The organism is Leclercia sp. UBA5958 (genome assembly GCF_002430365.1).
GTDB lineage: Bacteria > Pseudomonadota > Gammaproteobacteria > Enterobacterales > Enterobacteriaceae > Enterobacter > Enterobacter pneumoniae.
Genome location: NZ_DJCE01000011.1, coordinates 69,523 through 82,906, shown reverse-complemented (window position 1 = coordinate 82,906; position 13,384 = coordinate 69,523). Strand labels below are relative to the sequence as shown.

General features: G+C 53.4%; 14 protein-coding genes and 1 other annotated feature. Of the genes, 5 read left to right on the top strand and 9 right to left on the bottom strand.

Features of this window, described 5'->3' with window-relative positions:
• Nucleotides 1-108: 108 nt before the first annotated feature.
• From gndA to wzzB, 3 genes are all read left to right on the top strand, one after another.
• Entirely contained in the window at nt 109-1,515 is a 1,407-nt protein-coding gene (gene gndA, locus B2Q93_RS15885; RefSeq protein WP_212477798.1) for an NADP-dependent phosphogluconate dehydrogenase, read from the top strand.
• A gap of 253 nt (nt 1,516-1,768) precedes the next feature.
• Nucleotides 1,769-2,935 carry a UDP-glucose 6-dehydrogenase gene (gene ugd / locus B2Q93_RS15880; RefSeq protein WP_286933732.1) on the top strand — a complete coding sequence of 389 codons (1,167 nt, stop codon included), beginning with the start codon at nt 1,769-1,771 and terminating at the stop codon, nt 2,933-2,935.
• A gap of 233 nt (nt 2,936-3,168) precedes the next feature.
• Nucleotides 3,169-4,149 carry an LPS O-antigen chain length determinant protein WzzB gene (gene wzzB / locus B2Q93_RS15875; RefSeq protein ID WP_286809315.1) on the top strand — a complete coding sequence of 327 codons (981 nt, stop codon included), beginning with the start codon at nt 3,169-3,171 and terminating at the stop codon, nt 4,147-4,149.
• A gap of 40 nt (nt 4,150-4,189) precedes the next feature.
• Here the strand turns inward: wzzB and hisIE are convergent, their stop codons facing one another.
• The 9 genes from hisIE to hisL form a co-directional block, all read right to left on the bottom strand.
• The gene (gene hisIE, locus B2Q93_RS15870) at nt 4,190-4,801 is read right to left on the bottom strand and encodes a bifunctional phosphoribosyl-AMP cyclohydrolase/phosphoribosyl-ATP diphosphatase HisIE (RefSeq protein ID WP_286809313.1); all 612 of its coding nucleotides are present in this window, start codon (nt 4,799-4,801) and stop codon (nt 4,190-4,192) included.
• Complete coding sequence (gene hisF / locus B2Q93_RS15865; protein ID WP_040074922.1) at nt 4,795-5,571, bottom strand: imidazole glycerol phosphate synthase subunit HisF; 777 nt, start codon at nt 5,569-5,571, stop codon at nt 4,795-4,797. Before hisF ends, hisIE begins: the two co-directional genes overlap by 7 nt.
• Nucleotides 5,553-6,290 (bottom strand): 1-(5-phosphoribosyl)-5-[(5-phosphoribosylamino)methylideneamino]imidazole-4-carboxamide isomerase, encoded by a 738-nt coding sequence (gene hisA / locus B2Q93_RS15860; protein WP_040074923.1) that lies wholly within the window; start codon nt 6,288-6,290, stop codon nt 5,553-5,555. Before hisA ends, hisF begins: the two co-directional genes overlap by 19 nt.
• On the bottom strand, nt 6,290-6,880 hold the full coding sequence (hisH, locus tag B2Q93_RS15855) for an imidazole glycerol phosphate synthase subunit HisH (RefSeq protein ID WP_040074924.1): 591 nt from the start codon (nt 6,878-6,880) through the stop codon (nt 6,290-6,292). Before hisH ends, hisA begins: the two co-directional genes overlap by 1 nt.
• Nucleotides 6,880-7,947, bottom strand: a complete 1,068-nt coding sequence (gene hisB / locus B2Q93_RS15850; RefSeq protein ID WP_040074925.1) for a bifunctional histidinol-phosphatase/imidazoleglycerol-phosphate dehydratase HisB — start codon at nt 7,945-7,947, stop codon at nt 6,880-6,882. Before hisB ends, hisH begins: the two co-directional genes overlap by 1 nt.
• Nucleotides 7,944-9,005 (bottom strand): histidinol-phosphate transaminase, encoded by a 1,062-nt coding sequence (gene hisC / locus B2Q93_RS15845; RefSeq protein ID WP_046884824.1) that lies wholly within the window; start codon nt 9,003-9,005, stop codon nt 7,944-7,946. Before hisC ends, hisB begins: the two co-directional genes overlap by 4 nt.
• On the bottom strand, nt 9,002-10,306 hold the full coding sequence (gene hisD, locus B2Q93_RS15840; protein WP_286933731.1) for a histidinol dehydrogenase: 1,305 nt from the start codon (nt 10,304-10,306) through the stop codon (nt 9,002-9,004). The genes hisC and hisD overlap by 4 nt, the downstream gene beginning before the upstream one ends.
• Before the next feature lie 5 nt (nt 10,307-10,311).
• Nucleotides 10,312-11,211, bottom strand: a complete 900-nt coding sequence (gene hisG / locus B2Q93_RS15835; protein WP_040074928.1) for an ATP phosphoribosyltransferase — start codon at nt 11,209-11,211, stop codon at nt 10,312-10,314.
• A 45-nt stretch (nt 11,212-11,256) separates the two neighbouring features.
• Nucleotides 11,257-11,379 (bottom strand) — a sequence feature (His leader region).
• Nucleotides 11,355-11,405, bottom strand: coding sequence for a his operon leader peptide (gene hisL / locus B2Q93_RS15830; RefSeq protein ID WP_154298781.1), 51 nt, complete (start codon nt 11,403-11,405; stop codon nt 11,355-11,357). It overlaps the preceding feature by 25 nt.
• Nucleotides 11,406-11,579: 174 nt before the next feature.
• Between hisL and B2Q93_RS15825 the strand changes: the two genes are divergently transcribed.
• Nucleotides 11,580-12,404 (top strand): SDR family oxidoreductase, encoded by an 825-nt coding sequence (locus tag B2Q93_RS15825; RefSeq protein ID WP_046884826.1) that lies wholly within the window; start codon nt 11,580-11,582, stop codon nt 12,402-12,404.
• 38 nt (nt 12,405-12,442) lie between these two features.
• Nucleotides 12,443-13,372, top strand: coding sequence for a LysR substrate-binding domain-containing protein (locus B2Q93_RS15820; RefSeq protein WP_040074930.1), 930 nt, complete (start codon nt 12,443-12,445; stop codon nt 13,370-13,372).
• The last annotated feature ends 12 nt before the right edge of the window (nt 13,373-13,384 follow it).

The following is a 13,384-nucleotide window of genomic DNA, read 5'->3' as shown; positions in this document are numbered from 1 at the left end:
GACTCATAACAATGAAATCATTTTTATTGAAGAAATATCTTTTTTTTTAGTATAGTGTTTCTTGACAGTCGTATAATTAGTGATGATCACACCTGACAGGAGTATGTAATGTCCAAACAACAGATCGGCGTTGTCGGTATGGCAGTGATGGGGCGCAACCTGGCGCTCAATATCGAAAGCCGTGGTTATACCGTCTCCGTTTTCAACCGCTCCCGTGATAAGACCGAAGAAGTGATTGCCGAGAACCCGGGCAAGAAACTGGTTCCGTTCTACACGGTGCAGGAGTTCGTTGAATCTTTGGAAACGCCTCGTCGTATCCTGTTAATGGTGAAAGCGGGTGCAGGTACAGATGCTGCTATCGATTCACTGAAACCATATCTGGATAAAGGCGACATCATTATTGATGGCGGTAATACCTTCTTCCACGACACCATTCGTCGTAACCGTGAACTGTCTGAGGAAGGCTTCAACTTCATCGGTACAGGTGTATCCGGCGGTGAAGAGGGCGCTCTGAAAGGTCCATCTATCATGCCTGGTGGCCAGAAAGAAGCATACGAGCTGGTTGCGCCAATCCTGACCAAAATCGCCGCAGTTGCTGAAGATGGCGAACCTTGCGTAACCTATATTGGTCCGGACGGTGCGGGTCACTATGTGAAGATGGTTCACAACGGTATCGAGTACGGCGACATGCAGCTGATCGCTGAAGCTTACGCATTGCTGAAAGGTGGACTGAACCTCTCCAACGAAGAGCTTGCTGAAACCTTCACCGAGTGGAACAACGGTGAGCTGAGCAGCTACCTGATCGACATCACCAAAGATATCTTCACCAAGAAAGACGAAGACGGTAAATATCTGGTTGACGTGATTCTGGATGAAGCTGCGAACAAAGGTACCGGTAAGTGGACTAGCCAGAGCTCTCTGGATCTGGGCGAGCCGCTGTCTCTGATTACCGAATCTGTATTCGCGCGTTATATCTCTTCCCTGAAAGAGCAGCGTGTCGCCGCATCTAAAGTGTTGAGCGGTCCACAGGCTAAACCTGCCGGCGACAAAGCGGAATTCGTTGAAAAAGTGCGTCGTGCACTGTACCTCGGCAAAATCGTTTCCTATGCTCAGGGCTTCTCTCAGCTGCGCGCTGCATCTGATGAGAACAACTGGGATCTGAACTACGGCGAAATCGCGAAGATCTTCCGTGCAGGCTGCATCATCCGTGCTCAGTTCCTTCAGAAAATCACCGATGCGTACGCTGAAAACGCCGGCATCGCTAACCTGTTGTTGGCGCCTTACTTCAAACAGATCGCGGATGACTACCAGCAGGCATTGCGTGATGTTGTGGCTTATGCGGTTCAGAATGGTATTCCGGTACCGACCTTCTCCGCTGCTGTTGCATATTACGACAGCTACCGTGCTGCTGTTCTGCCAGCAAACCTCATTCAGGCACAACGTGATTACTTCGGCGCGCACACTTACAAGCGTACTGATAAAGAAGGTGTGTTCCACACCGAATGGCTGGATTAATCTGATTTAAGTCAGCATGCTATGCGAGCCCGGTATATGTTACCGGGCTTTTTTTTGCGCCAGAATGCCCATGGTGACTCGGTTTACAGTTTCTGGCCTCGCTGAGCCTGTAAAAATCGCTGCAATTCGTGCTTAGTGTATAGAGGTAACTTCCTTGACAGTCGCTCGGCTTAAGGGGTAAAAACCCCAACAGTTGTATATTGCGCTGGCGTTGTTTCGCCTCCAGATTCTTACCAATTAAGACGTTAAACGAATGAAAATAACTATCTCCGGAACAGGTTATGTCGGTCTCTCGAATGGGATTCTGATTGCGCAGCACCACGAAGTGGTAGCGCTGGATATCGTGCAGGCGAAGGTTGATATGCTTAACCAAAAAGTGTCGCCAATCGTGGATAAAGAGATTCAGGAGTATTTAACCACTAAGCCACTCAATTTCCGTGCCACTACGGACAAGCAAGATGCTTATCGAAATGCCGATTACGTCATCATTGCAACTCCTACTGACTATGACCCGAAGACTAACTATTTCAATACTTCCAGCGTTGAAGCGGTTATTAAAGATGTCACAGCGATCAACCCAAATGCGGTAATGATCATAAAATCGACCATCCCGGTAGGTTTTACGCAGTCGATTAAAGAGAAGATGGGAATTGATAACGTCATCTTTTCTCCTGAATTCCTGCGTGAGGGGAGGGCTTTGTATGACAATCTCCATCCTTCACGAATCGTCATTGGCGAGCGTTCAGAACGTGCAGAGCGATTCGCTGCTTTGCTTCAGGAAGGGGCGATTAAGAAAGATATTGAAGTGCTGTTTACGGATGCCACCGAAGCCGAAGCGATCAAACTCTTTGCCAACACCTACCTGGCCATGCGCGTTGCCTACTTCAACGAGCTCGACAGCTATGCCGAGAGCTTGGGGCTGAATACCAGGCAGATCATTGAAGGGGTTTGTCTCGACCCGCGGATTGGCAATCACTATAACAATCCCTCTTTTGGCTACGGTGGCTATTGCTTGCCAAAAGATACGAAGCAGCTGCTGGCTAACTACCAATCGGTGCCAAACAACATCATTTCGGCCATCGTGGATGCAAACCGCACACGTAAAGACTTTATTGCCGATTCCATTCTGGCGCGCCAGCCAAAAGTGGTCGGTATCTATCGTTTGATCATGAAGAGTGGTTCCGATAACTTCCGTGCGTCTTCTATTCAAGGGATTATGAAACGTATCAAGGCGAAAGGTATTCCGGTCATCATTTACGAGCCCGTAATGCAGGAAGATTCATTCTTTAATTCCCGTGTGGTTCGTGATCTGGAGGCTTTCAAAGAAGAAGCCGATGTCATTATCTCTAACCGTATGGCAGAAGAGCTTATCGACGTTGCCGACAAGGTCTACACCCGCGATCTCTTTGGCAATGACTGAAAACCTTGATTGCCCGGCTTGTCCGGGCATTTTTCTTATGTTGCAATAGCTTTTATCAGGCTAACTGTAGGAAAAATTCATTCCGAAAAGGCAATCTGAAACTGCGTAAAAGTTTCGGATATGTAGGACTCATTTCTTTATGCTTCGTCGATTTCCTATAGAAATTAATGCAATAACCGATAAACTGTATTAATAACGTTCTGCCTTGTGGTTTTTTCATTGTTAAGGATTATATGACGTACAATAACAACAACGTGGTCTCACGACGCAATGACCCGGAACAGATTGATTTAATTGATCTTGCACTACAGCTCTGGCGTGGAAAATGGTTGATCGCTGCGTTTGTTGCCATTGCTATCGTTATCGCTGGCGCGTATCTGATGCTTGCCAACGAGCAATGGTCCTCCTCTTCAATTATCACTCAGCCTGATTCAGCTCAAATCGGTACCTACAGCACTGCATTAAATGTACTTTATGGCAATTCTGCACCCCGCCTGCAAGATATCCAGTCTAACGTATTCAACCGTTATAATGCTGCAATTTCAGCTTTAGCCGGCACCCTGGAGAATAAAGAAGAGCCGGAAAAACTGATCATCGAGCCGGTGGTTAAAGGCCAGCCTGTACCTCTTAAGGTTAGCTATGTGAGTGATTCGGCGAAAGCCGCGCAAAAGCAGCTCGCTGTATACATTCAGGAGATTGATGAGCAGATCGGTAAAGAACTGTTCAGCGATCTCAAAGATAACATTGAGCAGCAGGTTGCGACCCTGAAGACCTCGATTGAAAACCAGGAAGAGATTGCGCAAGAGCAGAAAGACCTGCGCATCAGCCAGATTAGCGAAGCGCTCAAATATGCTGAAGCGGCCAACGTAACCAAACCGCAGATCCAGCAGACGCAGGATGTTACTCAGGACAGCATGTTCCTGCTGGGGACCGATGCCTTGTCGGCGATGGTGCAACGCGAGTCTTCACGCCCATTGACCTTTGCGAATGACTACTACCAGAACAAGCAGCGCCTGCTGGATATTGAAAAGCTCAAGATTGAGCCGACATCCATTCATGGCTATCGCTATGTTATGAAGCCAGACCTGTCTATCCATCGCGACAGTCCTAAGCGCAGTATTACGGTTATCCTGGCCGTGCTCCTCGGCGGTCTGATCGGCTCTGGTTTTGTCCTCGGCCGGAACGCACTACGAAATTACCATCAGAAAGCGTGATGATTCATTAAGCAAAAAAAACCGGGTTTCCCCGGTTTTTTTATTTGTGTCTTTTACGCAAGTTTTCAATAACCGTCGTTAAATCCAGCTCCTGATCCTGAAGCAGCACCAGCAGGTGATACATCAAATCAGAGGCTTCATTGGTCAGTTCGTCGCGGTCATGTACCGTCGCAGCGAGAGCGGTTTCTACACCTTCTTCTCCCACTTTCTGCGCGATACGTTTGGTACCGCTGGCGTAAAGTTTGGCGGTATACGAGCTATCCGGGTCGGCCGTTTTACGTTCTGCTAAAAGTTGCTCCAGCTGATATAAAAACAGCCACTGGTGGCTGGCCTCACCAAAGCAACTGCTGGTACCCAGATGGCAGGTTGGGCCGATAGGGTTAACCAGCACCAGCAGGGTATCGTTATCACAGTCCGGCGTGATGCTCACCACATTCAGGAAATGGCCCGAGGTTTCACCTTTGGTCCATAAACGCTGTTTAGTACGTGAGAAAAAAGTCACTTTACCGGTGGAGAGGGTCTGCTGCAGGGCATCCTGATTCATATACCCCAGCATTAGCACTTCGCCCGATACCGCGTGCTGTACCACGACCGGCAACAGGCCGGCGGTTTTTTCCCAGTCCAGCTGCGCGCGTTGTTGCTCTGTTAACATACCCGTATCTCCACGCCCTGGTCCGCCAGGAACGTTTTTAACTCACCAATATTAATTATCTGCTTGTGAAACACCGATGCGGCCAGCGCACCGTCGACATTAGCGTCGCGGAAGGCTTCCAGGAAATGCTCCATCGTTCCGGCACCGCCAGAAGCGATCAGCGGCACGTTGCACACGGCGCGAACTTTGCTCAGCTGTGCCAGGTCATACCCGTTGCGTACGCCGTCCTGGTTCATCATATTCAGTACGATTTCGCCCGCTCCGCGTTTTTGCACCTCCTGCACCCAGTCGAGGGTCTCCCACTGCGTCACCCGGGTGCGGCTCTCATCGCCGGTATATTGGTTAACATGATATTTGCCGGTGGCTTCATCAAACCAGGTATCAATCCCCACCACAATGCACTGTACGCCAAAGCGATCCGCCAGACGGGTGATTAGCTCCGGCTCTGCCAGGGCAGGGGAGTTGATCGAAATTTTATCAGCGCCGAAGGAGAGGATTTTTGCAGCATCCTCTGCCGACTTGATGCCTCCCGCCACGCAGAACGGAATATCAATCACTTCCGCGACGCGTGCCACCCAGCTTTTATCCACCACGCGGCCATCGCTGGAGGCCGTAATATCGTAAAAGACCAGCTCATCCGCGCCTTCATCGGCATAGCGTTTGGCCAGCGGGACGATGTCGCCGATGATCTCGTGGTTGCGGAACTGCACCCCCTTTACCACCTGACCATCGCGTACGTCGAGGCAGGGAATTATCCGTTTTGCCAGCATTGAATTGCCTCCGTCACCGTAAATTTCTCTTCCAGCAGGGCGCGTCCTACGATCACGCCACGCACGCCTGTCCCACGCAGGGCAGCAATATCATCCAGCTCACCAATACCACCTGAGGACTGGAACGCCACCTGCGGATAACGGGCACAGACTTCTTCGTACAGCGAGACGTTCGAGCCCGCGAGGGTGCCATCCCGGGAGATATCCGTGCAAAGGACATGCTTTAGACCAACCGGGAGATAGGTATCCACCAGAGCTTCCAGGGTGACGCCGGAGTTTTCCTGCCAGCCGCTTACTGCCACCTGCTTCGTGCCCTGGTCGTCAATACGTACGTCCAGCGCTAACACCAGCGCGTCAGCGCCAAAGCGACGAAACCAACCTTTCACCGTTTCGGGATCTTTTACCGCAGTAGAACCGACCACCACGCGCGCCACGCCCGCGTTAAGCAACGCCGCCACATCTTCTTCAGTACGTACGCCACCACCGACCTGCACCGGCACGTTCACGCCGGCAACCAGTTTTGTCAGGAGGGAGATCTGGCGTTTGGTGGGATCTTTTGCGCCGGTCAGGTCTACAAGGTGCAGTACTTCAGCCCCCTGAGCGGCATAATCTTGCAAACGCGGCAGCGGATCCTTGCCATAATCGCGCTGCTGGCCGTAGTCGCCCTGGTGCAGACGAACAACGGTGCCGTCAATCAAATCTAATGCTGGAATAATCATTACATCTCCAGGAAGTTTTTCAGCAGCTGTGCGCCTGCGGCACCCGACCGCTCCGGGTGGAACTGCACGCCATAGAAGTTATCTTTCTGCACCGCTGCGGTAAATGCTTCGCCGTATTGGCACTGGGCAATGGTGTAAGTGTTCACTGGCATGGCGTAACTGTGCACAAAGTAGAAATAGGCGCCATCCTCAATGCCCTGGAACAGGCGATTACCCGCTTTCGGGTAGACGCGGTTCCAGCCCATATGCGGCAAAGGCAGACCGTGGTCGGTCATCTTGGGGACGTCCTGCTCGATAATATCCAGCAAATCCACGCCGTTACTCTCTTCGCTACGGCGACCCAGAAGCTGCATGCCGAGGCAGATACCCAATACCGGTTGGGTGCAGGCTTTGATGAGTTCAACTAACTCACGCTCGTGGATCTGGTCCATCGCGGCCTGGGCGGTGCCCACGCCGGGTAAAAACAGTTTGTCGGCGCGCAGCACAATATCGGCATCACGGCTCACCACGGGGTCATAACCGTGGCGGGCGATGGCCGATTTTACCGAGTTCAGGTTGGCGCAGCCGGTATCAAGGATCACCACATTCATCACAGCACTCCCTTCGACGACGGCAGGGCGTCACCTTCCACACGAATAGCCTGGCGCAGCGTACGGCCGAAGGCTTTGAACAAGCTCTCTACGCGGTGGTGATCGTTCTTCCCTTTGGTTTTCAGGTGTAGGGTTACACCCATGGTGTAGGAGAGTGAACGGAAGAAGTGCTCGACCATCTCTGTGCTCAGGTCGCCGACGCGCTGATAGGTAAAATCGGCTTTGTATTCCAGGTGCGGCCGACCCGAAATGTCGAGGGCACAGCGTGCCAGACACTCATCCATGGGCAGCACAAAACCAAAGCGGTTGATGCCACGCTTGTCCCCCAGCGCCAGCTTGAGGGCTTCGCCCAACGCCAGACCGGTATCTTCGACGGTGTGGTGATCGTCAATATAAAGGTCACCTTTAACGGCGATCTCCATGCGAAAACCGGCGTGAGTACAGATCTGATCCAGCATATGGTCAAAAAAACCGACGCCGGTGTGGATTTTGCTACCGCCTTCGCGATCCAGCCAGACCTTCACATCAATTTGCGTCTCTTTGGTATTACGCTCAACGTGAGAGTAGCGGTCGCGTTTCGTGAGTTGTTCGCCAATCATGGCCCAGTTAAGGTCGTTAGCGTTGTAACGCAGGCCAGCGATACCCATATTCTCCGCCAGCTGAATGTCGGTGGCGCGGTCGCCGATGACATAGCTGTTAGCCTTATCGAGTACCGCGTCTGCCAGATACTGCTCTACCAGCTTGACCTTCGGCTTACGGCATTCGCAATTATCCGCTGGCAGGTGCGGACAGATAAGCACGTCATCGAACACCACCCCCTGCGAGGAGAGGATCTGCATCATCAGGTTATGCGGGCCGTCAAAGTCTGCCTGCGGGAAGCTGACGGTACCCAGCCCATCCTGATTGGTGATCATCACCAGTTTGAAACCGGCTTTCTGCAGCTTCAGCAGAGTAGGGATCACGTCGGCTTCAAAGGCCAGTTTGTCGAAACGATCGACCTGATAATCGCTGGGGGGCTCCGAAATAAGGGTGCCGTCACGATCGATAAAGAGGGTCTTCTGGCTCATACTTTCTCCGCATTCAGGGCGTCGATAACGCGCTGGCTCTCTTCACGGGTGCCGATGGTGATGCGCAGGCAGCCGCTCAGAGAAGGTTGTTTATTTTGATCCCGTAAGATAATGCCCTGATCCCACAAAGATTTAAATACTGAGCTGGAGGCGGTAAAGCGCACCAGGATGTAGTTCGTTTCCGAATCGAATACCTGTTCAACGCAGGGAATGGACTTTAAAGCGTTCACCAGGTACTGACGTTCAACAAGGATCTGCGCCACGCGGTCACGCATCGCGTTAATGCCCTGCGGAGCCAGCGCCTGGGCCGCGATATCAGCAACTGGCGTAGAGAGCGGATAGGGTGCGATGACCTTCATCAGCAGGTCAATTACCGGTTTATTGGCCAGAGTAAATCCGCAGCGCAGCCCGGCGAGGGCGAAGGCTTTCGATAATGTACGCAAGATAACCAGGTGCGGATACTCATCCAGCCAGCCTGCCAGCGTCGCCTGCGGGCAAAACTCGATATAAGCTTCGTCTGCCACCACCAGTGCTTTCCCGCGAGTCATCTCCAGCAGGGTGCGGATATCCTGCGGATTGATCAGTTGCCCGGTCGGATTATTCGGGCTGCAGACAAACACCACCTTCACGCCATCCAGATTATCAGCGATAGCCTGCAAATCGAGCTGCCAGTCGTCGCGGGCAGCTACTTTGCGCAGTTCCACGTTGAAGGTTTCGGCGCTCACGCTATACATACCGTAGGTTGGCGGGCAGTAGAGCACCGCGTCCTTGCCTGGTTCACAGAACGCGCGAATCAGCAGTTCGATGCCTTCGTCAGCGCCCCGGCTAACCAGCACCTGCTCCGGCTTTACGCCGGCGTAAGCGGCATAATTTTCAATAACCGCCTTTGGCTGGCATTCCGGATAGCGGTTGAGCGTTTGTTGGGTGAGGGGATACTCCACAGGTGTTGGGAATTCATTGGCATTCAGCCAGACATCGCCGCTTCCGCCCAGACGACGAGCAGACTGATACGGGGTCAGCGCGCGGACGTTGTCGCGGGCCAGCTCTTCAATGTTCATGCTTGCTCCTTCAGGGCTGCAACGCGCAGCGTAACGGCATTCTTATGGGCGGTCAGGCGTTCTGCAGCGGCGAGGGTTTCGATGGTCGCCGCCAGGGAGGCGAAGCCTTCACGAGAGAGTTCCTGCACAGTCATCCGTTTCTGGAAATCTGCCAGTCCCAGGCTGGAGCAGGTAGCGGTATAACCATAGGTTGGCAGCACGTGGTTCGTCCCCGAGGCGTAATCGCCAGCGGATTCGGGTGACCAGTCGCCCAGAAACACCGAACCAGCGCTGGTAATGCTGTCGACCAGGTCACGGGCGTTGCGGGTCTGAATGATCAGGTGCTCAGGTCCGTAGAGGTTAGAGATCGCCACGCACTGGGCCAGGTCGCTGGCCACAATCAGACGGCTGGCAGATAACGCCTGGCGGGCCGTCTCTGCACGGGGGAGGTCGGCCAGCTGGCGCTCTACGGCTTCGCCCACGCGTTGTGCCATGCCCGCATCCGGCGTCAGTAAGATCACCTGAGAATCGGGGCCGTGCTCTGCCTGCGACAGCAGATCGGAGGCAACAAAGTCAGGCGTGGCACCGCTGTCGGCGATCACCAGCACTTCAGAAGGGCCGGCAGGCATATCAATGGCCGCGCCGTCCAGACGCTGGCTCACCTGGCGCTTGGCTTCGGTCACGAAGGCATTGCCAGGGCCAAAGATCTTATCCACGCGAGGAATCGAATCGGTGCCCAGCGCCAGCGCTGCGATAGCCTGCGCGCCACCCACGTTGAAGATTTCCTGCACGCCGCACAGCTGTGCGGCATAGAGGATCTCATCGGCAATCGGCGGAGGAGAACAGAGCACCACTTTATGGCAACCCGCAATGCGTGCCGGGGTCGCCAGCATTAATACGGTAGAAAAGAGAGGGGCTGAGCCCCCCGGGATATAAAGGCCGACGGAGTCAATCGGGCGGGTTACCTGCTGGCAGCGCACGCCTGGCAGGGTTTCGATATCGACGTTTTGCAGTTTCTGCGCCGTGTGGAAGGTGTCGATATTCTTTACAGCAACGGCCATCGCCTGCTTCAGTTCATCGCTCAGGCGCGCGCTGGCGGCATCAATCTCTTCCGCACTGACCTTCAGGGCACGCACCTCGGTTTTATCGAACTTAGCACTGTATTCACGCAGTGCGTCATCGCCACGTTTTTTGACGTTTTCGAGAATCTCCGCAACGGTACGGGTAATGCTGTCGGAGGCGGAGATCGCCGGGCGCATCAGTAATTCTTTTTGCTGCGCGGCACTACAGCTATTCCAGTCGATGATTGTGTTAAAGCTCATGGGCATTACTCCATCATCTTCTCAATAGGCAGCACCAGGATAGAGCTGGCACCCAGCGATTTCAGTTTTTCCATAGTTTCCCAGAAGAGGGTTTCGCTGCTCACCATGTGCATTGCTACGCGCTGCTGATCGCCTGCCAGCGGAAGAATGGTTGGGCGCTCGGCACCCGGCAGCAGGGCAATCACTTCGTCCAGACGCTCGGTCGGGGCGTGCATCATGATGTATTTGGATTCACGCGCCTGGATAACGCCCTGGATACGGGTCAGCAGGCGGTCAATCAACTGCTGTTTGGCATCAGGCATCTCGCCATCGCGCTGAATCAGACAGGCTTTTGAACGGAACATGACTTCCACTTCACGCAGGCCATTAGCCTCGAGGGTCGCACCGGTGGAAACCAGGTCACAGATGGCATCGGCCAGTCCGGCGCGCGGCGCGACCTCAACTGAACCATTCAACAGACAGGATTTAAATTGCACCCCTTTCTGGTCGAGGTAACGCTTCAGCAGGTGCGGATAAGAGGTGGCGATGCGCTTACCGTTGAGGGAGGCCGGGCCGTCCCAGGCTTCGTCAGCCGGGGTTGCCAGCGACAGGCGGCAACCGCCGAAGTCCAGACGACGTAGCGTAAAGTAACGCGGATCCTCACCCTGCGCACGGCGAGTCAGTAGCTCTTCTTCCAGCACGTTCTCGCCAATAATGCCCAGATCCACCACGCCATCCATCACCAGGCCTGGAATATCGTCATCACGTACGCGCAGAATATCAATCGGCATATTCTCTGCCAGCGCGATCAGGCGCTGTGTGTGCAGGTTAATCTTAATGCCGCAGCGCGCCAGAAGTTCGCGTGAATCATCGCTCAAACGGCCTGATTTCTGAATAGCTATGCGTAAACGTGAATTATCTAACATTGTTGGTTCCTCGTGATCCTGTTTTAACCTGTCTGAATACGATCCAAAAAAAAGCCCCCGGAAGAAGATCTTCCGGGGGCTTTTCTCGCGTTCATGCACCACTGGAAGATCTGAATGTCTTCCAGCACACATCGCCTGAAAGACTAGTCAGGATGATGGTGATGATGGTGGTGTTTAAATGGAACGCGTGTCATAAAATTCTCGATGAATGCTTATTCATGTGATGTCTTTTAACCTAAACCACTTGTGTCACTGAAAGCAAGGGCTTTTTTTAATCATTAATTCATTTCATATTGTAGCTATGAATTGTCAGTTCCGGACGGCTGGCGTAGCCTTAACAGAGACGCGTAAATGTCAGGAGAAGACGGATGAAAAAGGTCGCAATTGTCGGTTTAGGGTGGTTAGGGATGCCGCTGGCGATGTCATTAACGGCACGAGGCTGGCAGGTGACGGGCAGCAAAACCACCGCAGACGGCGTGGAAGCCGCGCGGATGTGCGGTATCGAAGGGGTCGAATTGCGCCTGGAGCCAGAGCTTATCTGCGATGCCGACGATCTGGATACGCTGATGAATGTCGACGCGCTGGTCATTACGCTGCCCGCCCGCCGAACCGGACCGGGAGACGGATTCTACCTGCAGGCGATGCAGGAGATTGTCGACAGCGCCCTGGCCCATGATATTCCACGCATTATCTTTACCAGTTCAACCTCGGTCTATGGCGATACCGAAGGAACGGTAAAAGAGGACAGTCCGCGCGCGCCGGTCACCGCGAGCGGACGGGTATTAAAAGACCTGGAGGACTGGCTGCACAATTTACCGGGTACACAGGTTGATATCCTGCGTCTTGCCGGCCTGGTCGGGCCGGGGCGTCACCCGGGTCGTTTCTTTGCGGGGAAAACGGCGCCGGACGGGCAACATGGCGTTAATCTTGTGCATCTTGAAGATGTCATCGCGGCAATTACCCTGCTTTTGCAGGCTCCAAAAGGCGGACACATCTATAATATATGTGCGCCCTCTCATCCCGCTCGTAGCACCTTCTACCCGGTTATGGCGCGTCAGCTTGGTCTGGAACCTCCGCATTTCCACGATGCGCAGGGCGAAAGAAAAGGCAAAGTGATTGATGGTAACCGTATCTGTCACGAACTGGGATTTGAGTATCAATTTCCCGATCCGCTGGTTATGCCGATGGAGTGATGCAGCCCGCGGAGGCAATTGCGCCACAAGGGGGAAGCATGAAACCACTGCTGGATGTTCTTATCATCCTCGATGCGCTGGAAAAAGAGGGCAGTTTTGCCGCTGCGTCGGCAAAACTGTTTAAAACGCCCTCGGCGCTCAGCTATACCGTGCACAAGCTGGAAAGCGATCTCAATATCCAGATCCTCGATCGTACCGGGCACCGCGCCCGCTTTACCCGTACCGGGCAAATGCTGCTGGAGAAAGGGCGGGATGTACTGCACGCCGTGCGTGAGCTGGAAAAACAGGCCATTAAACTGCACCAGGGATGGGAAAATGAACTGGTCATTGGCGTGGATGATACCTTTCCGTTTTCGTTACTGGCCCCGCTGATCGAGGCTTTTTATGCGCGCCATAGCGTCACGCGGCTGAAATTTATCAACGGCGTGCTGGCCGGGTCCTGGGAGGCACTAATTCAGGGCCGGGCGGACATTATCGTCGGTGCACTCCATGAACCTCCCCAGCTCAGTGCCTTTGGCTTTGCCTGTCTTGGTAAACTGGAGCAGGTCTTCGTGGTGGCGCCACATCACCCCCTGGCTCAGGAAGCCGAACCTATTAACCGACGCGTTATTAAAAATTACCGCGCTATCGTGGTGGGAGATAATAGTTTGCCTGGCTGTGCGGTTTCGTCTCAGCTGCTCGACGATCAAGAGGCCATCACCGTCTTTGACTTTAAAACTAAACTCGAACTGCAAATAAACGGCCTCGGTTGCGGTTATCTGCCTCGCTATTTAGCCCAGCGCTTTATAGAAAGCGGAGCGCTAATAGAAAAGCAGGTTTTAGCACAGACCAGTGATGAGTCGGTATGGATAGGCTGGAATGAGCAAACTGCGGGGCTTGCCAGTGCATGGTGGCGGCAAGAGATTTTAGCAAATAGTGCTATTGCTGCAGTTTATGCAGCAGCTGGCGTCGAAAAATCAGCCAGTTAGATCAAATAAAGT